Origin of the sequence: Eubacterium segne (genome assembly GCF_014287775.1) — a bacterium.
Taxonomy (GTDB): domain Bacteria; phylum Bacillota; class Clostridia; order Lachnospirales; family Lachnospiraceae; genus Eubacterium_G; species Eubacterium_G segne.
Window position 1 is genome coordinate 205,765 of sequence record NZ_JACOOZ010000006.1, and the last position, 26,643, is coordinate 232,407.

The window sequence follows — 26,643 nt, forward strand, 5'->3', positions numbered from 1 at the left end:
AATAAAATTATCATAAATATTATGGAGGAATAATCATGAAGGTTGGAGTTATTGGCGCAGGAACAATGGGTCAGGGAATCGCAAAGGCTTTCGCTCAGGTTGAAGGATACACAGTTGCATTATGTGATATCAAGCAGGAATGGGCTGAAGGTGGAAAAGACAAGATTGCTAAAGGTTATGCAAGACTTGTTGAAAAAGGAAAAATGACACAGGAGAAGGTTGATGGTATTCTTAACAGCATCACACCTGGTCTTAAGGAAGATTTATGTGCTGACTGCGATTTGATCGTTGAAGCTGCTTTTGAAAATATGGAAGTTAAGAAAACAACATTTGCAGAATTAGATAAGATTTGCAAGCCTGAATGTGTTTTCGCTTCAAATACATCATCACTTTCTATCACAGAAATTGGAAATGGTCTTACACGTCCTATGATTGGTATGCATTTCTTCAATCCTGCTGACAGAATGAAATTAGTAGAAGTTATCGCAGGGGTTAATACACCTGATGAAACAGTTGCAACAATCAAGAAGATTTCAGAAGAAATCGGAAAGACACCTGTACAGGTAAATGAAGCTGCAGGATTTGTTGTAAACAGAATTTTAATTCCAATGATTAACGAAGCTGCTTTCATTAAGATGGAAGGTGTTTCAGACATTGCCGGTATTGATGCTGCAATGAAACTTGGTGCTAACCATCCAATGGGACCTCTTGAATTGGGAGATTTCGTTGGTTTAGATATCTGCCTTGCAATTATGGATGTACTTTACAATGAAACAGGGGACAGCAAATATCGTGCATGCCCATTAATCCGTAAGATGGTTAGAGGCGGAAACCTTGGTGTTAAGTCAGGTAAGGGATTCTATGTATATAACGCAGACCGTACTAAGACACCAGTTGATGCTCAGTAATTAGAGCAAACTATAAATTTGGAGGACAAATAAATGGATTTTACTTTAAGCAAAAAACATGAAATGGCTAGAACACTTTTCAAAGAATTTGCAGAAAACGAAGTTAAGCCTCTTGCTCAGGAAACAGATGAAAATGAACAGTTTCCTGTAGAGACAGTTGAAAAGATGGCAAAATATGGTTTCCTTGGTATTCCGGTTCCAAAGGAATACGGCGGACAGGGATGTGATCCTTTAACATATGTTATGTGTGTTGAAGAATTATCAAAGGTTTGTGGTACAACAGGTGTTATCGTATCAGCTCATACATCACTTTGTATCGATCCTATTATGACATTTGGTACAGAAGAGCAGAAGAAGAAATATGTAGTTCCCCTTGCAAAAGGTGAAAAGTTAGGCGCTTTTGGTCTTACAGAGCCGGGTGCAGGAACAGACGCACAGGGGCAGCAGACAAAGGCTGTTTTCGATGAAGCTACAAATGAATGGGTATTAAACGGTTCTAAGTGCTTTATCACAAATGGTAAGTATGCAGATGTTTACATTGTAATCGCTGTAACAGGTAAAGTTGAAAAACGTGGTAGAATGATGAAAGAAATTTCAGCATTCATCGTTGAAAAAGGAACACCTGGATTTACATTTGGAACAAAGGAAAAGAAGATGGGTATCCGTGGTTCAGCAACATACGAATTAATCTTTGAAGATTGTCGTATCCCGGCTGAAAACTTACTTGGTAAGAAGGGTAAAGGTTTCAACATCGCTATGCACACACTTGATGGTGGACGTATCGGTATTGCAGCTCAGGCTCTTGGTCTTGCTGAAGGTGCTCTTGAAACAACAATTGATTATGTTAAGGAAAGAAAGCAGTTTGGCAGATCAATCGGACAGTTCCAGAATACACAGTTCCAGTTAGCTGATATGGCTACTAAGGTAGAAGCTGCCAAGTTATTAGTATACAAGGCTGCTATGGCTAAGGCTACACAGCAGACATATTCTGTAGAAGCTGCTAAGGCTAAATTATATGCAGCAGAAGTTGCAATGGAAGTTACAACTAAGGCTGTTCAGTTACACGGTGGTTATGGTTATATCAGAGAATATGACGTTGAAAGAATGATGAGAGATGCTAAGATTACAGAAATCTATGAAGGTACTTCAGAAGTTCAGCGTATGGTAATCTCTGCTAACTTATTAAAGTAATAGGAGGTACTAATCGTGAAAATTATCGTATGTGTAAAACAGGTACCTGATACAAAGGGTGGAGTACAGTTTAACCCGGATGGTACATTAAATAGAGCTGCAATGCTTACAATCATGAATCCAGATGATAAAGCAGGTCTTGAAGCAGCACTTAGATTAAAAGATCAGTACGGAGCAGAAGTTACAGTTCTTACAATGGGTCTTCCAAAAGCTGAAGATGTTCTTCGTGAAGCTATAGCTATGGGTGCTGACAACGGAATCTTAGTAACAGACAGAGTTTTAGGTGGTGCTGATACTTGGGCTACATCTACAACAATTGCCGGTGCTATCAGAAACATTAAAGATTATGATATTATTATTACAGGACGTCAGGCTATCGACGGTGATACAGCTCAGGTTGGACCACAGATTGCTGAACATCTTGGAATCCCTGTTATTTCATATGCTGAAGGCATTGAAGTTGACGGAGACAGCGTAATCGTTAAGAGACAGTACGAAGACAGACATCATATGCTTAAGGCAAAGATGCCGGTTCTTATTACAGCTCTTTCAGAATTAAATGATCCTAGATATATGACTCCGGGTGGAATTTTTGATGCTTGTGATGCAGAAATTACAACTTGGGGAAGAGCAAATCTTGTTGATGTAGAAGATGGAGATCTTGGACTTAAGGGCTCACCTACAAAGATTGCTAAGGCTTCAGATAAGGTTCGTAAGGGTGCAGGCGAAAAGGTTACACCTGATTCACCGGAAGAAGCAGTTGAATACATCATGGACAAATTAATAACAAAGCACGTTATTTAATAGAGAGGAGATTATAATTATGCAGAACATTAATTTAGAAGATTATAAAGGCGTATTTGTCTTCGCTCAGCAGGTAGATAACGAATTAAGCCCAATCGCATTCGAATTACTTGGAGAAGCAGGAAGACTTGCAAAACCTTTAAATACAGAAGTTACAGCAGTACTTCTTGGATCAAAAGTTGGAAACTTGGTTGACAAATTAGCAGAATATGGTGCTGATAAGGTAATCGTAGTTGATGATCCTGAACTTGAAACATACAGAACTGAGCCATATGCACATGCATTAGCTTCAGTTATTGAAGAATACAAGCCTGAAATAATGTTAGTAGGTGCAACAGCTATCGGTAGAGATTTAGGTCCTACAGTTTCAGCCAGAGTAGCTACAGGTCTTACAGCAGACTGTACATTACTTGAAATTGGTGATTTTCCAATTAACCCAATTCCGGGAAAGGAGCAGAAGCACAATCAGTTACTTATGACTCGTCCTGCATTTGGTGGAAACACAATTGCTACAATCGCTTGTCCTGACAATAGACCACAGATGGCAACTGTTCGTGCAGGTGTTATGCAGAAGGCTGATCCTAAGCCTGGAGCAAAGGCAGAAGTTATTGAATTTAACCCTGGATTTGAGAAGAACAACAAGTATGTTGAAATTCTTGAAGTAGTTAAGTCAGTAGCTGAAACAGTAGATATTATGGATGCTAAGATTTTAGTATCCGGTGGACGTGGAGTTGGTTCAGCAGAGAACTTCAAGATTCTTGAAGACCTTGCAAAGGTTCTTGGTGGTGAAGTTTCATGTTCAAGAGCTGTTACAGATAATGGCTGGTTACCGGTTGACAGACAGGTAGGACAGACAGGTAAGACAGTTCGTCCACAGGTTTACTTTGCAATTGGTATTTCAGGTGCTATTCAGCACGTTGCCGGAATGGAAGAATCAGACTTAATCATCGCAATCAACAAAGACGAAGATGCTCCAATCTTTGACGTAGCTGATTATGGTATTGTAGGTGATTTAAACAAGGTAGTTCCACAGCTTACAGAAGCTATTAAGGCAGAACTTGCAAATAAATAATCGTGAAGCATTAAGCATAGCGAATAAATAAGAGATATAAAGAGAATGTCCCTTGCAACTATGGTTGCAGGAGGCATTCTTTTTATAATTGCATTGGACGAAGGAAATATATCTGTTGGAGATATGGTACTTGGCAGTGATAATAAATATGTGGTAAGTGTCCCATCAACCGAAGAAGGAAAATCCAATATAAAGTTGGGAAATTCAGGTACAGCAGATTACTATGTTATGACTATGAATGTTGATAAAGGATATTGTAAAAGCTATAAAATTAGACCTTATGTTGTATTGAGGGATGGAAGTGTGGTTTATGGTGCCATTCAGGGATATAATGTGTTCGATGTGGCAAAAAAAATATATGATAATAATTTAATGAACAATGAAAAATCCCATAATCTTCTTTATGACAATCTGATTAAATTAGTTGACCCTAATTATATGAGGGTGGATTTTGACTGCCCTAAAATAAATGCTGACACATAGAAGAATATATTAATTTGTAAAAATGTCAAAAATTACTTTTTGCACTAATTTGTTGAAAAATTAGGTAGATATAAACTGAATTTGTGGTATAATTAAATGGTGTTTTTGCACGAATAAATATATTCTAAAGAAAGGAAATGTATGGTCAGAGGACTGTACGGAGAGGAAAATGTTAGAAAAAATTTTCAAACTCAAACAGAACAACACTTCTGTAAAAACAGAAGTAATTGCGGGTCTTACAACATTTATGACTATGGCATATATTTTGGCTGTAAACCCGAACATCTTAAGTGATGGCACAGGCATGGATAAGGAAGCTATCCTTATTGCAACATGTTTAGCATCATTTATCGGTACTATGTGTATGGCTTTTATGGCAAATCTTCCATTTGCTTTATCAGCAGGTCTTGGACTTAATGCGTATTTTGCATACACAGTTTGTGGTGAAATGGGATATTCATGGCAGGTAGCGTTATTTGCAGTATTTGTTGAAGGTATTATCTTTATTGTACTTTCATTAACAAATGTACGTGAAGCTATCTTTGATGCAATTCCACTTAATCTTAAGAAAGCAGTATCAGTTGGTATCGGTTTATTTATTGCATTTATCGGATTACAGAATGCAGGTCTTGTTGTAGATTCATCAACACTTGTTACTATTACTGATTTCACAAAGAATTTCCACACAGCCGGAATCACAGCATTATTAGCTGTTATTGGTGTATTTATTACAGCTATACTTTATATTAAGAGAGTTAAAGGCTCAATTCTTATTGGTATCGTATCAACATGGGTTCTTGGAATTATATGTGAACTTACAAAAATCTATGTTCCTGATAACGAGAGCTTTTTCTCAGTTATTCCTACAAGATTTGTAAGCTTTGATTTTTCAGCATTAGGAAAAACATTTGGACAGTGCTTTAATCTTGATTTCAAGGCTGTAGGTATTGTAAACTTTATTATTGTTGTATTTGCATTCCTTTTTGTTGACTTATTTGATACATTGGGAACAATCATCGGTGTAAGTACAAAGGCAGGTATGCTTGATGAAAATGGAAAGTTACCAAACATCAAACCTGCACTTTTATCAGATGCTATTGCAACATCAGCAGGTGCCATACTTGGTACATCAACAACAACAACATTCGTTGAGTCATCAGCAGGTGTAGCAGAAGGTGGACGTACAGGTCTTACAGCAGTTATTACAGGTGTGTTATTCTTAGTAGCTGTAATTTTCTCACCTTTATTTATAACAATTCCATCATTCGCTACAGCTCCGGCACTTATTATGGTTGGATTCCTTATGTTTGGTGCAATTACAGACATTAAGTTTACAGATGAAAATTTAACAGAAGCAATTCCTGCTTACCTTTGTATTATTGCAATGCCATTATTCTATAGCATTTCAGAAGGTATTTCAGTAGGTATTATTTCATATGTATTACTTAACCTTGTTTGTGGAAAGGCTAAGAAGGTTAAACCATTATTATATGTTTTAGCTGTATTATTCGTTTTGAAATATATATTCTTATAAAAAGTTTAAAACCAATAAACAAAACAAAACCGGGCTTCAAAGCCCGGTTTTGTTTTGTTTGTCTATCATTATTTTGTTATTGTATTATTTCATCATCAGGCATAACCAATGCTGCTATGATGTAAGCAACAATACCCGTACCACATGAACACAATGTAACAAGACACCAAATAAGTCTTACAACAGTAGAATCAATGTTTAAATAAACACCTAAACCGCCACATACACCGCATAACTTTCTGTCAGTACCGGATTTACATAGTCTTTTCTTCATAAAAAACTCCTTATCTTATTAATAAGTCATAGCCTTTTCTTCGCCACTCATAACCCTTAATGCACCCTGTGCTAAAGCTAATAATTCATCTTCACCAGGATAAATTGTTATAGGAGCAAGGAAACTTACAGCGTTCTTGAAGTATTCCTGAGTGATAGCATTGTAAGCAATACCACCTGTTAAGATAATCTGGTCAATCTTACCACCAAGAACAACAGCCATAGCACCGATTTCTTTTGCTAACTGATAATGGAAAGCATCCATTACTAACTGGGCTTTTTCATCATCCTTAGCCATTTTTACAAGGTCTCTCATATCGTTAGTTCCAACATAAGCATTGAAACCACCGTTACCGTTAATCATCTTTGAAACTTCAGCCTGAGTATATTTTCCGCTAAAGCAAAGCTTCATTAAAGCACCTGATGGAAGTCCACCTGATCTTTCAGGAGAGAAAGGACCGTCACCATCTAAAGCATTGGCAACATCAATAACCTTGCCGTTCTTATGAGCTCCAACTGAAACACCGCCACCCATATGAACAACGATTAAGTTAAGGTCTTCATATGCTTTTCCAACTTCTTTCGCATATCTCTTAGCAACAGCCTTCTGGTTTAATGCATGGAAAATTGAAATTCTTGGCATTTCAGGGTGACCTGAAAGTCTTGCAACGTCCTGTAATTCATCAACAACTACAGGGTCAACAATATATGATGGAACATTGATTTCAGATGCAATCTCTTTAGCAAGAATACCGCCTAAGTTAGAAGCATGCTGTCCCTGTTTTCCAATCTTTAAATCCTCTAATAATTCAGGTGTTGTTTCATATGTACCACCTGGTATTGGTTTAAGAAGACCACCACGACCTACAACAACATCAATATCATTAAGGTCTACACCTTTTTCCTTTAAAACATCAAGAATAACTTCTTTTCTGAAATCCTTCTGATCATAAATAGTAGCATACTGTGCAATCTCTTCTGTAGAATGTCTGAGAGTTTCTTCCATTAACTGGGTTTCATCTTCATAAACACCAATTTTAGTAGAAGTAGAACCCGGATTAATAATTAAAATTTTATATGACATAACTGCCTCCTTTATTTTAATTTCTCTGCAACGATTGCTGCAAGAGCAATAGAGTTAACTTTAACTTCAAATTCATCTGAACGGGATGTAAGAATAACAGGAGCTTTTGTACCTGTTAAAATATTACCGTTTTTACATTCAGCAGTGTGAACTAATGCCTTATATGTAATGTTACCTGCGTGAATATCAGGGAATAATAATACATCAGCATCACCAACAATTTTTCTGTTAGTTGTTCCTTTGTGGAATGCAGCCTGAGGCTCAATAGCAAGGTCAAGGGAAAGAGGTCCGTCAACGATACATCCTTCAATTTCACCATTTTCATTCATTTTTGTAAGTTCGTCAGCATCAACTGTGCAAGGCATCTTAGGGTTTACAACTTCAACTGCTGCAAGTGGTGCAACCTTAGGACACTCAATGCCACAGGCATGAGCAATTTCAACTGTGTTTCTAATAATGTTTGCCTTTGTTTCGAGATTAGGATAAGGAACAAAAGCAACGTCTGATAAGAATAAAAGATGATCAATACCCTTTATTTCAAATACGCAAACATGTGATAATGTTTTGTCTGTTCTTAAACCAACTTCCTTATCTAATACACTCTTAAGGAATGATTTTGTATCAATAAGTCCCTTCATGTACATATCAGCTTCGCCGTCATGAACTAATTTAACAGCAGTTCTTGCTGCTTCAATAGGATCGGCAACATCGATTATTTTATAATCATTTAAATGCATTTTAAGAACCTGTGCAATTGTTCTTATTTTAGATTCATCACCAACTAAAATAGCATCGGCAATGCCTCTTTCTTTTGCAGCCTTTACAGCCTCCAAAACAGCATCATCGTGTGCGCATGCTACAGCAACAGTCTTTTTAGGACAATCTGCAACCTGTTTTAGTAAATCATCAAAACTTTTACTCATATTCATGTACCTCTTAAATTTTATTTTCTTCAAATATTGCCCTGCAATATTTGGGATAAACCACCTTAAATAATAGCACCAGCACCACATTCGGTCAAGGAAAAACGCTGTTTATAGGGAAAAGATGTTCCATAAAAAGTATAAATATTTTCTAATTGCTAACTTTAACCATAAAGGGTATACTTGTTTAGTAAAAAATTAATTTGAGGACGTATTCATGAAGAGTTTACTAAAGTATTTAAAAAATTATAAGAAGGAATCATTTTGCGCACCATTGTTTAAAATGCTTGAAGCATGTTTTGATTTAATTGTACCGTTAGTAGTATCAGCAATTATTGACAATGGTATAAAGACAAATGACACATCATATGTGTTAAAAATGGGAGGAGTTCTTGTATTATTAGCTTTTGTGGGACTGGCATTTTCCATTACAGCCCAGTATTTTGCTGCAAAAGCATCAGCCGGTTTCGGACAGGAATTAAGACATGAGTTATTTAGTCATATTCAAAAGCTTTCCTATACCAATGTAGATAAATACGGCGCATCTACATTTATTACAAGAATGACAGCAGACGCGAACCTTGTTCAGTCTCAGGTAAACATGGCTCTCAGACTGTTACTTCGTTCACCTTTTATTGTTTTCGGTGCCATGATTATGGCATTTTTTGTTGATTTTAAAACCGCATTGGTATTTGCTGTTTCCATACCGGTTTTGTCAGTTATAGTATATGGAATAATGCTTATAACAATTCCTCTTTACAAAAAGGTTCAGGGAGCTCTTGACAAGGTAATGGGAAGTACCAGAGAAAATTTAAGCGGTACAAGAGTTATCAGGGCTTTTAATAAGGAAGATGAAGAAATTGACAGATATAATAGTGAAAATGAACTATTAAATAAATTTCAGATTTTTGCCGGAAAAATTTCCACAATAATGAATCCTATGACCTATATAGTTATAAACGTTGCTATTATTGCAATTTTGTGGATAGGTGGGGAAAGGGTTGATACAGGCATACTGACTCAGGGAAAGGTTGTTGCCTTAGTTAACTATATGTCTCAGGTTTTAGTTGAATTAGTTAAATTGGCAAGTCTTATTATTAATCTTACAAAGGCATTTGCTTCCGCGAAAAGAATACAGGACATATTTGATATACCATGCAATATAGAGCAGGGAACTTTAAAGCAGGGTAGTGATAAGGAAAATATTGTGGAATTTGACAATGTATCCTTAACCTATGAATTATCAAAGGAGCCATCCATAGAAGGAGTAAATCTTAAAGTTAAAAAAGGTCAGACTATTGGAATCATAGGTGGAACAGGCTCTGGAAAAACCACCCTTGTAAATCTTATACCAAGATTTTATGATGCCACGGAAGGCACCGTTAAAATAGAAGGTGTAGATGTAAAGGAGTTTAATAAGGAAGAACTGGGAATGAAGGTTGGTATAGTACCTCAAAAGGCATTGTTGTTTAAGGGAACTATTAGAAGCAATCTTTTGTGGGGGAATGAAAATGCCACGGAAGAAGATATGATAATGGCGTTAAAACGTTCCCAAAGCTATGATTTTGTTATGGAAAAGGATAACGGCTTAGATGCTGATGTGGCACAAAACGGAAAGAACTTTTCCGGAGGACAAAAACAGCGTCTTAGTATTGCAAGAGCTCTTGTAAGAAATCCGGAAATCCTTATATTAGATGACAGTTCTTCAGCACTGGATTTTGTTACAGATGCAAAGCTTAGGGCAGCCATAAAGGAATTAAAGGATACCACGGTTTTTGTGGTTTCCCAAAGAACTGCTGCCATAATGGATGCAGATAACATTTTAGTGTTAGATGACGGAAAAGTAGCAGGAGTGGGAAAACATGAGGAATTGCTGGAAAATTGTCATGTATATAAAGAAATATATGATTCACAGTTTAAAAAATCACAAGAGGAGGGCAAATAAATGAAAGATAATATGATTTCACAAAAAGAGGCTCTCATAGAACTGGGAAAAAGAATAAAAAAATATTGGTACATGTTGGCAGGCTCCATGGTCTTTGCTGTGGTGTATGTTGTACTATCATTGTATATTCCAAAGCTTATAGGTTATGGAACAGATAAAATTATTGATGCTAAAAAGGTAGATTTTTCGGGACTTAAGAATGTGATTTTTACCATAGTGATTTGTGCCATAGTGGCAGGAATTGCCCAGTGGATTATGGGACTATGTAACAACAGAATTACATTTAATGTAATAAGAGATATAAGAGAGGAAGCATTTGCAAAGACGCAGCGACTTCCTGTAAGCTACATTGATTCAAGGTCAAGTGGCGACATAGTAAATAATGTAATTACAGATGTTGACCAGTTAGCAGACGGTTTGCTTATGGGATTTTCAAATCTCTTTACGGGAGTTGTAACCATTGTTTTAACCCTTATATTTATGTTGCAGACTAACTGGAAAATAGCCTTAGTTGTAATTTTAATTACACCGGTTTCTTTCTTTGTGGCAGGCTTTATTGCAAAGCGCACCTATTCTATGTTTAGAAAGCAGTCAGAAATAAGAGGTGAGCAGACGGCATTAATAGATGAAACAATTAGTGGTATTAAAGTTGTAAAAGCCTTTGGACAGGAAGAAAACACTGTTAAAAGGTTTGATGAAGTAAATGACAGATTATGTGATGTTAATATGAAGGCAACTTTCTATTCCTCTATAACTAACCCATCTACCAGATTTGTAAACAATTTAGTTTATGCAGGGGTTACCATAAGTGGTGGTTTAGAAGCGGTTTTAACCGGAGGAATTACAGTAGGTGGTCTGACATGTATATTAAGCTATGCAAATCAGTACACAAAGCCTTTTAATGAAATATCAGGTGTTGTTACGGAACTTCAAAATGCAATTGCATGTAGTGCAAGAGTATTTACACTGATAAATGAAGAACCGGTAAAAGATGTTGAAAAAAATGAAGATACGGTACTTGATAACATATCAGGAAAGGTCGATATTGAAAATGTTGATTTTTCCTATGTACCTGACAAAAAGCTTATAGAAAACCTGAATCTTCATGTGGCACCGGGAGAACGTGTTGCCATAGTAGGGCCTACAGGTTGCGGTAAGACTACAATAATAAATCTTCTTATGAGATTTTACGATGTTAATTCGGGAAAAATATCAGTAGAAGAAAAAGATATAAGAGATGTAACAAGAAAAAGCCTTAGAAATTCTTACGGAATGGTGTTGCAGGAAACATGGCTTAGAAATGCAACTGTAGCTGAAAATATTGCCATGGCAAAGCCTGACGCCTCAAGAGAAGAAATAATAAGTGCTGCAAAGTCAAGTCATGCTCATAGTTTTATAAAGCGTCTTTCGGAGGGATACGATACTGTTATAGGAGAAGATGGAGGAAATCTTTCCCAGGGGCAAAAACAGCTTCTTTGTATAACAAGGGTAATGCTGGCATTGCCACCAATGCTTATTTTAGATGAAGCTACTTCATCCATTGATACAAGAACGGAAATCAGGATACAAAGGGCATTTAACAAAATGATGAAAGGAAGAACAACCTTTATTGTTGCCCACAGACTTTCAACCATAAAAGAAGCAGACTGTATTTTGGTTATGAATGCAGGAAAGATTATTGAGCAGGGAAATCATGAGGAGCTTCTTGCCAAAAAAGGATTTTATTATAAACTGTGGAACAGCTAAAAGGCTGTGCCACAGTTTGACTTCTTAAAATCAATTTCGTTTTTTATAAAGTATAGAAATACAAGCATAATAGCAAGGGCACTTATTCCGGCAGAAACTATGTCAAACATTTTGCCGGAGAAAGAAGAAAAACTAAATATAAATTTTATCAGTTTACCCGCTACCAGACTGCAAAATAGCCAGGCAGTGGGTTTTATAATGTTATCTGTAGCGGAGAAGGAGAAATGTATTTCTTTATAAATATATAATCCGTGGAGAAGGGTTGTTAACAGATTACTTATTAAAAGTCCCCATAAATAGCCTGTTATACCAATAAGGGGAACTATAAACCAAAGACAGACAAGCCTTATAATGGTACCTATTACATTATGGACAAAGGCAGTGTTGGTTTTTCCAAGACCATGAAGTACGGAGCCTAAAGTAATGGATAAATACATAAAAGGGCAAAGCCATGCCAATATTTTGATATATTCACCTGCTTCACTATGACCGAAAATTGTAGTTCCTATAAAATCACCATAACATAGGAAAATACCTATGCAAAATATTCCCGTGACAAAGGAGAACCATACAGATACCTCTGTGGTTTTTATTACGTTTTGAGACTTGCCACCGGCATTTTCTCCTGCAATGGCAGGTAAAATCATGGTAGAAACAGATGTATTAATGGCTGATGGAAAAGTGACCACTGGAAGTGCCATTCCGGTAAGTATTCCATAAACACTTAAGGCATCATTAGAAGTCATTCCGCTTTTTACCAGAACAATAGGTACTAATATAGCTTCTATACATTGAAGAAATGTAATCATTATCTTGTTAATTGTAAGTATGTATGAAACTGAAAAAAGATTTTTAATCTGAAAGAAAAGCTGGTTAATTTTAAATTTGTAGATTTTTTCAGTGCTTATTGCAATTACACAGAAAATAACCCCTCCTAATTCTGATATTACCATTGAATATACTGCAATAAGAGGAGTGATTTCTATGGCTTTTTCCACCCAGACCAGTCCTAATATGTATAGGGAAATAACCTTAACAATCTGCTCAAAAATAGAGGAAACAGCCGGAACAAAGGTTTTCTTCAGACCTAAATAATATCCCGATACACAGGCATGAAAGGTGGTAAGGGGAATGGTTATGGCTGCATATTTTAAAAGTTTTTCACATTCATTGTTTTTTATTATGTGTAAAGAAATACTGTCTGCAAAATAAAAAAGCAGAAGTGCTGTTGTAACAGACAGAAATAATGACATTATAATGCTACTTACAAATACAAGAAATTTATCTTTGTTATTACGGCTTTCTGCAACAAATCTGGATACGGCAATTTGTATTCCACCACAGCTTAAGGCAACACAAAAGCCTAAAACCGGAAAGATTAATTGAAAAATTCCCATACCTCTTGCACCTATTAAGTTTGACAGGAATATTCTATATAAGAAACCTATTACCCTGCTTAAAACACTGGCAAGGGTAAGAATAATTGTACCTTTGATAATTTGATTTTTTACTGACATAGCAACACATAGCAATAATTATTTATACAATTTATTCACAAAATGGGAAAAAATGCTATTAACATAAAATAAATAAAGGAGTAGGCCATGATATATCTGGATAATGCAGCAACTACAAAAATAAGCGATGGGGCAATAAAGGCAATGGAGCCTTATATAAATGAAGTGTATTCTAATCCGTCAGGAGTGTATGCTTTTTCAAAAATGTCCAAGGAACTTATTGAAGAAACCAGAAAAAACATAGCAGATTTTATAAATGCCAAACCGGAAAATATTTTCTTTACCTCCGGAGGAACTGAATCCGATAACTGGGCATTAGAAAACTCAAAAAATAACGGAAAACACATAATAACATCAAAAATCGAACATCACGCAATTTTAAATAAGTGTCAGCAGTTAGAAAAGGATAAAATGAAAGCAACTTACCTAAACGTAGACAGTCAGGGAGTGGTAAATGCTGATGATGTGGAACGAAATATAAGGAATGACACGGCAATTATTTCAATTATGTTTGCCAACAATGAAATTGGAACAATAGAGCCTGTAAAAGAAATAGGTAAGATTGCTAAGGAGCATAATATAATTTTTCATACAGATGCAGTTCAGGCTTTTGGGCATGTATCCATAGACGTGGAGAAAATGAATCTTGACATGATGAGTGCCAGCAGCCATAAGTTTCATGGACCAAAGGGAGTGGGATTTTTATATGTGAGAAATCCTGAAAAAATGATCCCCCTTATTTATGGAGGGGGACAGGAAAGAGGAAAACGTTCAGGAACGGAAAATGTAATTGGCATTGCTGGAATGAACGGGGCGTTACAGGAAGTGATGTCTAACTTTAATGATAGAGTGCAAAAGGAAACTAATTTAAGAAATTATCTTATAAACAGAGTTTTAAGTGAAATACCGTATATAAAATTAAACGGCAGTATGGCAAGAAGGCTTCCGGGAAATGCCAATTTTACCATTGCAGGAGTGGATGGTACCTCGTTAGTAGTATTAATGGATAATGACGGCATATGTATTTCATCAGGCTCGGCCTGTTCCTCAGGTTCAGATGCACCATCCCATGTAATATCTGCAATAGGTGTACCGGAGAAATTTGCTTATGGAACTGTAAGAATAACATTGTGCAGTGATAACACAAAGGAAGAAATTGATTACACCATTCACAGATTAAAGGAAAACATAAAAATGTTAAGAAGCAGGTAAAAAAAGAAAAACTACGTGTGCCATAGGAACAAATCCATACAGCCACGTAGCTTTACATAAATTATTTCTCATAAATCTTTAAATTATATCTGTTAGCTATATCCTCTATTTTGTTGAAACCAAAACCTATATCACAAGCCTTGTGGGCATCAGAACCTATCGTCACATATTTTCCACCAAGTTCAGTGTAACGTTTTATAATGTCTGTGTGAGGATTTGGAAAATCAAGACCCTTAGCAAGTCCTGCTGTGTTAATTTCCAACTTTATATAGTGAGTAATAATAAACTTTAATATTTCATCAATTACATCCATGTAATCAAAAACACAGTAATTAGCATCTTTATTTGGGCTGTATCGCACTATGTAATCCAAATGACCTAAGGTATCAACGGAATTAAAACTATGCAAAGCATCAAGGAGGGTGGAAAAGTACAATTCAAAAGCCTCCCTGTCGGTGTGGGATTCCCAAAAACTGTAATAATAAGGGTCCATATTGTCAACCACATGGCAGGAGCCTATAACAAAATCAAAGTTTACATTATGTAAAAGCTTCCTGCATAATTGGACATTATCCATTGTAATGCCAAGTTCCACACCTTTTAGAATCTGAATTTTGTTTTTATACTTGTCTGCATAATGGTTTAATGTGTCAAAATACCTGTTAAAATCAATATAAGGTGACTCTCCTTTAACAGGCCAGTTAAAATCCTGATGGTCTGTTATGGCAATTTGTTTCATATTTAAAGAAACTGCTTTTTTTATAATATTATCTAAAGTTTCCTCGCTGTCAAAAGAAAAACTGCTGTGAACATGATAATCTGAATACATAAAAACTCCTTTATTAGTGTGCATGAATAAAAAATGAAAAAATAAGCAAAATATCAGTTGTTAAAACAATCAGGCTTTTGCATTAATAACAAAAACAGCCGGTGAAAATATTTTGTTTACACCTAGAAAAATATAACAAAAATACCAATAAAAATCTACTTTTAAGTGCAATTATGGATTTCTTGACAAAATTTTAACAAAAAACCAATAAAAACCACAAAAACACCTTGATATTTGTAAATGAATTATGTAAAATAAGTTTTAGGTTAATGAAGATTAACAAAAAATTTTTAAATTCTTATTTTTAGGAGGAAAAATCAAATGGCAGTTAAAGTTGCAATTAACGGATTTGGACGTATCGGACGTCTTGCATTCAGACAGATGTTTGGAGCAGAAGGTTATGAAGTAGTAGCTATCAACGACTTAACAAGTCCTAAGATGTTAGCTCACTTATTAAAGTATGATTCATCACAGGGTAAATACGAAAAGGCTGATACAGTTTCAGCTACAGAAGACTCTATCATCGTTGATGGTAAGGAAATCAAGATTTACGCTGAAGCAGATGCTTCAAAATGTCCTTGGGGCGAGCTTAATGTAGACGTAGTTTTAGAGTGTACAGGTTTCTATACATCTAAGGCAAAAGCTCAGGCTCATATCGATGCAGGTGCTCGTAAGGTTGTTATTTCAGCTCCAGCTGGAAATGATCTTCCTACAATCGTTTACAATACAAACCATACAACACTTAAGCCGGAAGATACAATTATCTCAGCAGCTTCATGTACAACAAACTGTTTAGCACCTATGGCTGATGCACTTAACAAGTACGCTCCAATCCAGAGTGGTATCATGTTAACAATTCATGCTTACACAGGTGATCAGATGACTCTTGACGGACCACAGAGAAAAGGTGATTTAAGAAGATCAAGAGCAGCAGCAGTTAACATCGTTCCTAACTCAACAGGTGCTGCAAAGGCTATCGGATTAGTTATTCCTGAATTAAACGGAAAATTAATCGGTTCTGCACAGAGAGTTCCAGTTCCTACAGGATCAACAACAGTTCTTACAGCTGTAGTTAAGGGAAAAGACATTACTGTTGAAGGAATCAACGAAGCAATGAAGGCAGCTTCAAATGAATCTTACGGATACAATGAAGACGAAATCGTATCAAGCGATATCGTAGGAATGAGATATGGTTCATTATTCGATGCAACACAGACAATGGTATCAAAGGTTGACGATGATACTTATGAAGTACAGGTTGTTTCATGGTATGACAATGAAAACTCATACACAAGCCAGATGGTTAGAACAATTAAATACTTCTCAGAACTTGCTTAATTAATAAGTATTATAAAAGTTCTCTAATATTTAAATTAGATCCAAATGGGTCCGGCTTTAGGGCCGGACCTTTTGTTATATGAAAGGAGCACAAATATGCTTAATAAGAAATCAGTTGATGATATTAATGTTAAAGGATTAAGAGTTTTAGTTCGTTGTGACTTTAATGTACCTTTAAAGGAAGGTGTTATTACAGACGAAAACCGTCTTGTTGCAGCACTTCCTACAATCAAGAAATTAATTAATGATGGTGGAAAGGTTATACTTTGCTCACATCTTGGAAAACCAAAGGGAGAGCCAAAGCCTGAATTATCTCTTGCACCTGTAGCAGTAAGACTTTCAGAATTATTAGGACAGGAAGTTAAGTTTGCAGCAGATGACAATGTAGTAGGTGAAAATGCTAAGGCAGCTGTAGCAGCTATGAAGGATGGAGACGTAGTTCTTCTTCAGAATACACGTTACAGAGCAGAAGAAACAAAGAACGGAGACGAATTCTCAAAGGAATTAGCTTCACTTTGTGATGTATTTGTAAATGATGCTTTTGGTACAGCTCATAGAGCACACTGCTCAAACGTTGGTGTTACAAAATATGTTGATACAGCAGTAGTTGGATATTTAATGCAGAAGGAAATCGATTTCCTTGGAAATGCAGTAAACAATCCTGTAAGACCTTTCGTAGCTATTCTTGGTGGCGCTAAGGTTGCTGATAAGTTAAATGTTATTAACAACTTACTTGAAAAATGCGATACACTTATTATTGGTGGTGGTATGGCATACACATTTGTTAAGGCACAGGGAGGAAACGTTGGTATTTCATTAGTTGATGATACTAAGTTAGATTACTGCCTTGATATGATTAAGAAGGCAGAAGAATTAGGAAAGAAATTATTACTTCCTATTGATACAGTTGCAGCTGACGGATTCCCTGATCCTATTGACGCAGAAATTGAAACAATGATAGTTCCAACTAATGCAATTCCTGATGACAAGGAAGGACTTGATATTGGACCTAAGACACGTGAACTTTTTGCAGATGCTGTAAAGAATGCTAAGACAGTAGTTTGGAACGGACCTATGGGCGTTTCAGAAAACCCATGTCTTGCAGCAGGTACTGTAGCAGTAGCTCAGGCATTAGCTGACACAGATGCAACAACAATCATCGGTGGTGGTGATTCAGCAGCAGCAGTAAACAACCTTGGATTCGGCGATAAGATGACTCACATTTCAACAGGTGGTGGAGCTTCACTTGAATTCCTTGAAGGAAAAGATTTACCAGGTGTTGTAGCAGCAAACGACAAATAACGCTAAGGCAAATGAGTCCATTTACACAAAAATAAATCAAGAACAATGAATGCTTGCATTCATTTGTTCATAGATTTATTTTTGTGAAGCTGGCGAATGCCAGCGTGCTTATTGACGTGGAACGTCAATAAGGAATGGAAAAAGTGTTAACATATAAAGGAGACATAAACATGAGAAAGAAGATTATTGCAGGCAACTGGAAAATGAACAAAACTCCTAGCGAGGCAGTTGCATTAATAAATGAATTAAAGCCATTAGTAGCAAATGACGAAGTAGACGTAGTATTTTGCGTACCTGCTATTGATTTAGTTCCTGCCATTGAAGCAGCAAAGGATACTAACATCAGCATTGGTGCAGAAAATATGTACTTTGAAGAAAGTGGAGCATATACAGGAGAAATCGCTCCTAACATGCTTACAGATATTGGAGTAAAATACGTTATTATCGGACATTCAGAAAGAAGAGAATACTTTGCTGAAACAGATGAAACAGTTAATAAGAAAGTTCTTAAGGCATTTGAACATGGTATTACACCAATCATTTGTTGTGGAGAATCTCTTACACAGAGAGAACAGGGAATTACAATTGACTGGATTCGTCAGCAGATTAAGATTGCTTTCTTAAATGTAACAGCAGATCAGGCTAAGACAGCAGTTATCGCTTATGAGCCAATCTGGGCTATTGGAACAGGTAAGACAGCAACATCTGACCAGGCTGAAGAAGTATGTGCAGCAATCAGAGAATGCATTAAGGAAGTTTATGATGAAGCTACAGCTGAAGCAATCAGAATTCAGTATGGCGGATCAATGAATGCCGGAAATGCAGCTGAGTTATTAGCTAAACCTGACATTGACGGTGGTTTAGTAGGCGGTGCAAGCCTTAAGCCGGATTTTGGAAAGATTGTAAACTATAACAAATAATAAATTGTCTAAACATACAGGACGCCGGATGTAACCGGCGTTCTGTTATGGGTTTATAGAGAATAAAGGAGAAATAGAATGAGCAAGAAACCTACGGTATTGATGATATTAGACGGTTACGGTTTAAATGATAAAGTAGAAGGAAATGCTGTTTTACAGGCAAATACACCTAATATGGATAAGCTTATGGCTGAGTATCCATACGTTAAAGGTTATGCCAGTGGTTTAGCAGTAGGTCTTCCTGATGGACAGATGGGTAACTCAGAGGTTGGACATCTTAACATGGGTGCAGGACGTATTGTTTACCAGGAACTTACAAGAATCACAAAAGAAATTGAAGACGGAACATTCTTTGAAAATGAAGAGCTTGTAAAGGCAATGGAAAATGCCAAGAATAACAACAGTGCACTTCATATTTTCGGATTATTGTCAGACGGTGGTGTGCATAGTCATAACACACATATTTATGGCACAATTGAAATGGCAAAGAAATTCGGATTAGACAAGGTATATGTTCATGCATTCTTAGACGGAAGAGATACACCTCCATCATCAGCTGCTGAATATATGGAACAGTTAGTTGAAAAGATGAAGGAAATCGGTGTTGGTGAAGTAGCTACCGTTTCAGGACGTTATTATGCAATGGACAGAGATAACAACTGGGATAGAGAAGAAAAGGCATATGTGGCAATGACAAAGGGTGAAGGGGTACAGGAAACTGACCCGGTTGCAGCTATAAAGGATTCTTATGCAAAGGATGTAACAGATGAATTTATGCTTCCAACAGTTATTACTAAAGACGGACAGCCTGTAGCAACTATTAAAGACGGTGACTCGGTGGTATTTTGCAACTTTAGACCTGATAGAGCACGTCAGATTACAAGAGCTTTCTGCGCAGATGACTTTACAGGATTTAACAGAGAAAAGAAGCTTGATTTAGTATTTGTATGCTTTACAGAATACGATGTTACTATTCCAAATAAGTTAATTGCATTTAAGAAGGTAGAAGTAACAAACACATTTGGTGAATTCCTCGCAGCTAATGGATTAAAACAGGCAAGAATAGCTGAAACAGAAAAATATGCCCATGTAACATTCTTCTTTAACGGTGGTGTGGAAGAACCAAACGAAGGAGAGGACAGAATATTAGTTGAATCTCCTAAGTATGTTCCAACATACGACAAGAAGCCTAGAATGAGCGCATATACAGTTTGTGATGAAGTTTGTAAGGCGATTACAGGTGGAAAATACGATGTGATTATAACAAACTTTGCTAACCCTGACATGGTAGGTCATACAGGAGTTATGGAAGCTGCGGTTAAGGCAATAGAAGTTATTGATGAGTGTGTTGGTGAAGTGGTTGAATTTATCAAAGAAGTTGACGGACAGTTATTTATCTGCGCAGACCATGGTAATGCAGAGCAGTTAATTGACTACGAAACAGGAGAACCATATACAGCACATACAACTAATCCTGTACCATTTATTTTGGTTAATGCAGATCCTAAATACACATTAAGAGAAAATGGTGTGTTAGCTGATATTGTTCCTACATTAATTGAACTTATGGGAATGAAACAGCCAAAGGAAATGACAGGAAAATCACTTTTAATTGAAAAATAATTAAATTATATATGATTTGAGGCGTGACAGTTTATAAAATTGCCACGCCTTTAATATTAAAAGGAATGCAATGAAAAAAAGAAAAAAAGCAAAAATGAATTATACCCGGTATCGTTCCAGGTATATAAGAAGGAAAAAATTAAACACAAAAAGAGTTGCTATATGCATATTAAGTATATGCCTTGTAATAACAGCAGCTGTAACAGCCGGTATTGCAGGGAAAAAGAAAAATAATAATGTAAAAGAGGCAATGGCTACTCCTGCATACACAAAAAATGAAACTACAGATAATAAGGAAAAAGAAACCACAAAAAAAGTAAAGGCAGAAAAGACAGATGTTACCCTTATTGCGGTTGGAGACGATTTGGTAAGTGATTCGGTTTTATATACAGCTAAAAGAAGCGATGGAACCTATGATTTTTCAAGTGTGTATGAAAAAATGAAGCCGGATTTTAAAAAAGCAGACATAGCTATTATAAATCAGGAAACAATACTTGGTGGAGACAAGTTTGAATATAAAGGTTATCCATGCTTTAACACCCCTGACAGCATGGGAAAAGCCATTATGGATGCAGGGTTTAACATTGTGCAGCAGGCATCAAATCATTCCTATGATACGGGAGTAGAAGGAATAGAACATTGTATTAAATATTGGAAAAAACATAAAAAGAAAGTTCTTATGGTGGGACTTAATGAAAATGAAGAAGAATACAATACCATTCCCATATTTAAGTGTAAGGGTATAAAGTTTGCCATTCTTAATTATACATATGGCTTAAATGGCTTTAAATTGCCTGAGGATAAAGGATATCTTGTAAATCTTTTAGATGATGCCCACTGGGATAAGGTAAAGTCAGATATAGAAAAAGCTGAACAGATAGCAGACTTTACCATTGTACTTCCCCATTGGGGGCAGGAATATGTTCAGCCGGACCCAATACCGGAGCAGGAAAAGTGGGCGAAGATGATGGTTGAAGCAGGAGCAGATTTAATAATAGGAACCCATCCTCATGTAGTTGAAAAAATTCAATGGATTAAATCTGATAACGGAAATTCGGCATTATGCTATTATTCCCTTGGAAATTACACCTCCGGACAGGAAAACTGGAAAACGCTGTTAGGAGGAATGGCAAAGCTAACCATTAGAAAAGATGAGAAAGGTATACGAATATTAAAAAAGAAGGCAGGAGTCGTTCCTACAGTTAATCACTATGTGTGGGGGAAGTCTCAGGGAGTGATAAGACAGCAATATACATATAGACTGTCTGAATATTCACAGGACATGTTGCAGGGACACAGTATACAGTGGTCAAATCCTGTGACATACACGGATTTAACAAAACTTTCCCAGGAAGTTTTTGGAGACTGGGTGATAGAATAAAAAAAATAATAAATTGGATAAAAACCTCTCATATGTACAAAATAATTACTGGTAATTATTTAACGCAATGGGAGGTTTTTATGTATAAATATTTGAAAATAGTAAATGTAAAGGGCAGGGAAGTCATGGATTCAAGGGGAAATCCTACAGTGGAAGCGGAAGTTACCGTAAAGGCTTTGGGAATGCCGGGAGAAATATATACAGGATGTGCCATTGTTCCATCAGGAGCATCTACAGGTATATTTGAGGCGGTGGAATTAAGAGATGGAGAAAAAAGGTATGGTGGAAAAGGTGTATTAAAAGCAGTAAAAAACATTAATGAGGAAATATATCCTGCTTTAGAAGGAGAAAATGCCTTAAATCAAAATAAAATAGACCATATTATAATGAATCTGGACAAATCTGAAAATAAGGGAGAATTAGGGGCTAATGCAATACTTGCAGTATCAATGGCAAATGCGAAGGCCTGTGCTTTAGCTTTAAATATTCCTGAATATAAATATGTGGGAGGAATAAGTGCCAAAACTCTGCCGGTTCCAATGATGAACATATTAAATGGTGGTGCCCACGCATCAAATAATATTGATGTACAGGAATTTATGATTTTGCCTGTTGGAGCTGACAGTTTCAGGGAAGGGCTTAGATGGTGTGCAGAAGTTTATGACAGTCTGAAAAAAATACTGAAATCCAAGGGATTATCAGTGGCAGTAGGAGATGAAGGAGGATTTGCCCCTGATTTGTCAGGGGAAGAAGAAGCCCTTGATATTATTGTAAAAGCTATAGAAAATGCAGGATACAAGGCTAATGAAGATTTTAAAATATCCCTTGATGTGGCAGCTTCCGAGTGGAAAACAAATCAGGTGGGAGAGTATCTTATGCCAAAGAAAAACAAGCAGATGAATACAGATGAATTAATAGAAATGTGGGAAGAAATTTCAGATAAGTATCCTATTTTTTCCATTGAAGATCCCTTAGATGAGGAAGACTGGAAAGGCTGGGAGAAAATCACGGAAAAATTAGGAGATAAAATCCGTTTAGTTGGAGATGATTTGTTTGTTACTAATGTTAAAAGACTTAAAAGGGGATTAAAAAATAAATGTGCCAATGCAATATTAATTAAACCAAATCAGATAGGAACAGTAACGGAAACCTTAAATGCAGTAAAGATGGCTCAAAATATGGGATATATTGCCATTATGTCCCATCGTTCCGGGGAAAGTGAAGATACAACAATAGCTGATTTGGCAGTAGGATTAAATACAGGGTATATAAAAACCGGAGCACCTTGCAGGGGAGAGAGGACGGCTAAATATAACAGGTTATTAAGAATTGAAGAGCAGATGGGTATTTAGAAAAATATATCAATTGTCCGCTGAGAAGGCAACTCCTGGAAACAGGAGTTGTTTTACAGATTTTGTCCTTGGGCATTTTCAGGAGCTAATTTCTCATTTGCGATATATTCGTAAATGTTGTCCAATTCATGGATTGATCCTTCCACAATTTATACTTGATTTTAGTACCTTAATATGTTAAGATAATCAATGTTTGATACGAATTAGAGGGGAAGCGTGTGGTGTTTTCCATAAAGAAATATAGAGGAGGTGTGGACATTGACATTATTAAGAGTATTAACAGTAGTGTTTATGATAATTTGTTTAATTATAACAGTAGTTATCTTACTTCAGGAAGGAAAGCAGGCAGGTCTTACAGGAGCTATTAGTGGCGCTGCTGAATCATATTGGGGAAAGAACAAAGGACGTTCAATGGAAGGTAAGCTTGAAAAAGCTACTAAGGTTTGCGTAGTTTTATTCTTTGTAATTTCTATAATTCTTAATATGGGATTTATCAATTATTAAGATTAATTAAAAATGACTGACTGATGAAGGTGTAGATTTCTACACCTTTTTTCTATATATTGAGAAAGGATATTGAATGGCAGAATATAAAGACATAATAGAAGAAAAGAAAAAGGTGCTTATGAGTCTTATGAATGATAAGCATTATGTACCAATGAAGTTTAAAGAGTTAGCAGTAATATTAAATGTAAAAAAAGAAGACAGAAAACTGTTGGATTTTGTATTGTCTGAGCTGGTTAACGAAGGAAAAATAACCATATCCAAAAGGGGAAAATATAGCCTGCCAAAAGAAACCTATGTAAAAGGAATTTTTATAAGTAATGAAAAAGGTTTTGGTTTTGTGGAGGTAGAAGGTGAAGAGGAAGATTATTTCATACCGGAAAAAAATATTGGAGGAGCCTTTCATCATGACACTGTTTTAGTGGCGGTAGAGCCTTTTTCTACAGGAAAGAGAAAAGAAGGAAAGGTTATAAAAGTTTTATCTCACGAAATAAGTGAAGTGGTGGGATATTTCCAGAAAAATAAATCTTTTGGATATGTGCTTCCTGATAACAATAGAATATCAAGTGATATTTATATTCCGGGAAAGTACACCATGGGGGCTGTACAGGGACATAAAGTAGTGGTGAAAATCACTGATTATGGTTCAAAGGATAGAAAACCGGAAGGAAAAGTCATAGAAATTTTAGGACATGTAAACGACCCGGGAGTTGACATTCTTTCAATTGTAAAGGGATATAACATACCATGTGAATATCCTAAAGAGGTGATGGAACAAATTGAAAATATTCCTGAAGAGGTACAGGAAAAGGATAAAGAAGACAGACTTGATATCAGGGACTGGCAGACGGTTACAATTGATGGAGAGGATGCAAAGGATTTAGACGATGCCATAACCCTTAAAAAGGAAGATGGTATTTATACTTTAGGAGTTCATATTGCTGACGTGTCTCATTATGTAGTAGAAAATTCTCCTCTTGATAAGGAGGCAAAAGAGCGGGGAACCAGCGTATATCTGGTAGATAGGGTTATTCCAATGCTTCCCCATAAGTTATCTAATGGCATATGTTCGTTAAATCAGGGCGTTGACAGATTAGCTCTTAGCTGTATTATGAAAATAAACGAAAATGGGGAAGTAATTGATCATCAGGTAGCAGAAACTGTAGTTAATGTTGACAGGAGAATGACCTATACAGCGGTAAATGAGATTATTACAAACAAAAATCCCGATACAATGAATGAGTACAGTGAATTAGTGCCCATGTTTCAGCTTATGGCAGAGTTATCTTCAATAATCAGGGAAAAAAGATATGGCAGAGGAGCAATAGATTTTGATTTTCCTGAATGTAAAATTACATTAGATGAAAAGGGTTATCCTGTGTCTATTAAACCTTATGACAGAAATGCAGCCACAAAGATTATTGAGGATTTTATGCTTATGGCAAATGAAACCATTGCAGAATATTATTTTTGGCAGCAGATACCTTTTGTTTACAGAAATCACGAAAAACCTGACAGTGACAGAATGAAACAGCTGTCATTGTTCATTACTAATTTCGGATATCATGTTAAAATGTCTAAAGACGAGGTACATCCAAAGGAATTACAGAAGCTTTTGAAAAGTATTGAAGGAACTCCGGAGGAGGCAATGATTAGCAGAGTTACCCTTCGTTCAATGAAAAGGGCTGAATACACACCGGAGTGTTTGGGACATTTTGGCCTGGCTGCAAAATATTATTGTCATTTTACATCACCTATAAGAAGGTATCCGGATTTACAGATTCATAGAATTATCAAGGAATGTCTTCGCGATGACATGACGGAAAAGCATATTGAACATTACAAGTCTATTTTGCCGGAGGTCACTAAGCATTGTAGCATGACTGAAAGACGGGCAGATGATGCAGAAAGAGATTCTGAAAAAATGAAGAAAGCTGAATATATGAGAGGCTTTATAGGAGAAGAATATACAGGTGTCATATCTTCAGTTACAAGCTTTGGCGTGTATGTTGAATTGGAAAATACAGTAGAGGGACTGGTTCATGTATCAAATATGACAGATGACCATTACGAATACGATGAGGCCTCCTATAGCCTTAAAGGTCAGCAGACAATGAAGACATATAAGCTAGGTCAGATAGTGAAAATCAGGGTGGAAAATGCTGATAAAGTAACTGGAACAATTGATTTTAGTATGGTATAAATATGGAAGGAGGGGAAAAACATGGCAAAAATTTCTGAAAAGTTAATTGCTACTAACAAAAAGGCAAGACATGATTATTTTATTGAGGATACTTATGAAGCGGGAATTGTGTTGCATGGCACTGAGGTTAAGTCCCTGCGTGCGGGACATTGCAGTATTAAGGAATCCTTTGTGAGAGTGGATAACGGAGAAGTTATTATATATGGAATGCATATTAATCCATATGAAAAAGGCAATATTTTTAACAAGGATCCTTTAAGACCTAAGAAATTAATGCTTCACAAATATGAGATAAATAAGCTTGTAGGAAAGTTAAATGAAAAGGGACTAACACTGGTTCCGCTTAGGGTTTACTTTAAGGGAAGTTTGGTGAAGATGGAGATAGGTCTTGCAAGAGGTAAGAAACTCTATGATAAGCGACAGGATATTGCAAAGAGAGACATTAAGAGAGAAAGCGAAAGAGATTTCAAAATCAGAATGAGATAAAGTGACAGGAGGA

Annotated in this window: 23 protein-coding genes; 18 read left to right on the forward strand and 5 right to left on the reverse strand. The window is 36.2% G+C overall.

Translation table 11 applies throughout. From position 1 onward, the window contains the following. Positions 1-35: 35 nt before the first annotated feature. The 6 genes from H8S00_RS09825 (at position 36) to H8S00_RS09850 (ending at position 5,992) form a co-directional block, all read left to right on the forward strand. Positions 36-908, forward strand: coding sequence for a 3-hydroxyacyl-CoA dehydrogenase family protein (locus H8S00_RS09825; protein ID WP_118590068.1), 873 nt, complete (start codon positions 36-38; stop codon positions 906-908). A 33-nt stretch (positions 909-941) separates the two neighbouring features. Then, complete coding sequence (locus H8S00_RS09830; protein WP_021953886.1) at positions 942-2,099, forward strand: acyl-CoA dehydrogenase; 1,158 nt, start codon at positions 942-944, stop codon at positions 2,097-2,099. 15 nt (positions 2,100-2,114) lie between these two features. Then, positions 2,115-2,903 (forward strand): electron transfer flavoprotein subunit beta/FixA family protein, encoded by a 789-nt coding sequence (locus H8S00_RS09835; RefSeq protein WP_021953887.1) that lies wholly within the window; start codon positions 2,115-2,117, stop codon positions 2,901-2,903. Between the two features lie 28 nt (positions 2,904-2,931). Beyond that, complete coding sequence (locus H8S00_RS09840) at positions 2,932-3,975, forward strand: electron transfer flavoprotein subunit alpha/FixB family protein (RefSeq protein ID WP_436233077.1); 1,044 nt, start codon at positions 2,932-2,934, stop codon at positions 3,973-3,975. 93 nt (positions 3,976-4,068) lie between these two features. Beyond that, the gene (locus H8S00_RS09845; RefSeq protein ID WP_186840490.1) at positions 4,069-4,458 is read left to right on the forward strand and encodes a hypothetical protein; all 390 of its coding nucleotides are present in this window, start codon (positions 4,069-4,071) and stop codon (positions 4,456-4,458) included. 169 nt (positions 4,459-4,627) lie between these two features. Further along, positions 4,628-5,992, forward strand: a complete 1,365-nt coding sequence (locus tag H8S00_RS09850) for an NCS2 family permease (protein WP_118590064.1) — start codon at positions 4,628-4,630, stop codon at positions 5,990-5,992. Between the two features lie 76 nt (positions 5,993-6,068). On the opposite strand, the gene H8S00_RS09855 is transcribed toward H8S00_RS09850, so the two are convergent. The 3 genes from H8S00_RS09855 to ptb are packed head-to-tail and all read right to left on the reverse strand — an operon-like array spanning position 6,069 to position 8,272. Continuing rightward, positions 6,069-6,266: a PspC domain-containing protein gene (locus H8S00_RS09855; RefSeq protein ID WP_021953891.1), complete on the reverse strand. Its 198-nt coding sequence runs from the start codon at positions 6,264-6,266 to the stop codon at positions 6,069-6,071. Positions 6,267-6,284: 18 nt separating this feature from the next. Then, positions 6,285-7,349 carry a butyrate kinase gene (gene buk / locus H8S00_RS09860; RefSeq protein ID WP_021953892.1) on the reverse strand — a complete coding sequence of 355 codons (1,065 nt, stop codon included), beginning with the start codon at positions 7,347-7,349 and terminating at the stop codon, positions 6,285-6,287. Between the two features lie 11 nt (positions 7,350-7,360). Further along, a complete protein-coding gene (gene ptb, locus H8S00_RS09865; protein WP_021953893.1) occupies positions 7,361-8,272 on the reverse strand; it encodes a phosphate butyryltransferase in 912 nt (303 codons plus the stop codon). Between the two features lie 217 nt (positions 8,273-8,489). On the opposite strand from ptb, the gene H8S00_RS09870 reads away from it, so the two are divergent. After that, the gene (locus H8S00_RS09870; RefSeq protein WP_118590062.1) at positions 8,490-10,217 is read left to right on the forward strand and encodes an ABC transporter ATP-binding protein; all 1,728 of its coding nucleotides are present in this window, start codon (positions 8,490-8,492) and stop codon (positions 10,215-10,217) included. After that, positions 10,218-11,963 (forward strand): ABC transporter ATP-binding protein, encoded by a 1,746-nt coding sequence (locus H8S00_RS09875; RefSeq protein ID WP_118590060.1) that lies wholly within the window; start codon positions 10,218-10,220, stop codon positions 11,961-11,963. It abuts the gene before it with no gap. Here H8S00_RS09875 and H8S00_RS09880 read toward each other — a convergent pair. After that, positions 11,960-13,480, reverse strand: a complete 1,521-nt coding sequence (locus H8S00_RS09880; RefSeq protein ID WP_186840491.1) for a putative polysaccharide biosynthesis protein — start codon at positions 13,478-13,480, stop codon at positions 11,960-11,962. The genes H8S00_RS09875 and H8S00_RS09880 overlap by 4 nt on opposite strands. Positions 13,481-13,567: 87 nt before the next feature. On the opposite strand from H8S00_RS09880, the gene H8S00_RS09885 reads away from it, so the two are divergent. Continuing rightward, a complete protein-coding gene (locus tag H8S00_RS09885) occupies positions 13,568-14,692 on the forward strand; it encodes a cysteine desulfurase family protein (RefSeq protein ID WP_118590056.1) in 1,125 nt (374 codons plus the stop codon). Between the two features lie 61 nt (positions 14,693-14,753). Here H8S00_RS09885 and H8S00_RS09890 read toward each other — a convergent pair whose 3' ends face one another. Then, positions 14,754-15,521 (reverse strand): histidinol-phosphatase HisJ family protein, encoded by a 768-nt coding sequence (locus H8S00_RS09890; protein WP_021953898.1) that lies wholly within the window; start codon positions 15,519-15,521, stop codon positions 14,754-14,756. A 321-nt stretch (positions 15,522-15,842) separates the two neighbouring features. On the opposite strand from H8S00_RS09890, the gene gap reads away from it, so the two are divergent. The 9 genes from gap to smpB all read left to right on the forward strand — a co-directional run bounded on the left by gap (position 15,843) and on the right by smpB (position 26,630). Beyond that, a complete protein-coding gene (gene gap / locus H8S00_RS09895; protein WP_118590052.1) occupies positions 15,843-16,859 on the forward strand; it encodes a type I glyceraldehyde-3-phosphate dehydrogenase in 1,017 nt (338 codons plus the stop codon). Between the two features lie 96 nt (positions 16,860-16,955). Continuing rightward, a complete protein-coding gene (locus tag H8S00_RS09900) occupies positions 16,956-18,161 on the forward strand; it encodes a phosphoglycerate kinase (protein ID WP_021953900.1) in 1,206 nt (401 codons plus the stop codon). Positions 18,162-18,331: 170 nt separating this feature from the next. Beyond that, the gene (tpiA, locus tag H8S00_RS09905) at positions 18,332-19,081 is read left to right on the forward strand and encodes a triose-phosphate isomerase (RefSeq protein WP_118590050.1); all 750 of its coding nucleotides are present in this window, start codon (positions 18,332-18,334) and stop codon (positions 19,079-19,081) included. A gap of 78 nt (positions 19,082-19,159) precedes the next feature. Further along, entirely contained in the window at positions 19,160-20,704 is a 1,545-nt protein-coding gene (gene gpmI / locus H8S00_RS09910) for a 2,3-bisphosphoglycerate-independent phosphoglycerate mutase (protein WP_118590048.1), read from the forward strand. 70 nt (positions 20,705-20,774) lie between these two features. Then, entirely contained in the window at positions 20,775-22,085 is a 1,311-nt protein-coding gene (locus H8S00_RS09915; protein ID WP_021953903.1) for a CapA family protein, read from the forward strand. 80 nt (positions 22,086-22,165) lie between these two features. Continuing rightward, positions 22,166-23,437, forward strand: coding sequence for a phosphopyruvate hydratase (gene eno, locus H8S00_RS09920; protein ID WP_118590046.1), 1,272 nt, complete (start codon positions 22,166-22,168; stop codon positions 23,435-23,437). A 249-nt stretch (positions 23,438-23,686) separates the two neighbouring features. Further along, positions 23,687-23,941, forward strand: a complete 255-nt coding sequence (gene secG / locus H8S00_RS09925) for a preprotein translocase subunit SecG (RefSeq protein ID WP_366459764.1) — start codon at positions 23,687-23,689, stop codon at positions 23,939-23,941. A gap of 76 nt (positions 23,942-24,017) precedes the next feature. Further along, positions 24,018-26,144: a ribonuclease R gene (gene rnr / locus H8S00_RS09930; RefSeq protein WP_186840492.1), complete on the forward strand. Its 2,127-nt coding sequence runs from the start codon at positions 24,018-24,020 to the stop codon at positions 26,142-26,144. Between the two features lie 21 nt (positions 26,145-26,165). Beyond that, the gene (gene smpB / locus H8S00_RS09935) at positions 26,166-26,630 is read left to right on the forward strand and encodes an SsrA-binding protein SmpB (protein ID WP_186840493.1); all 465 of its coding nucleotides are present in this window, start codon (positions 26,166-26,168) and stop codon (positions 26,628-26,630) included. The last annotated feature ends 13 nt before the right edge of the window (positions 26,631-26,643 follow it).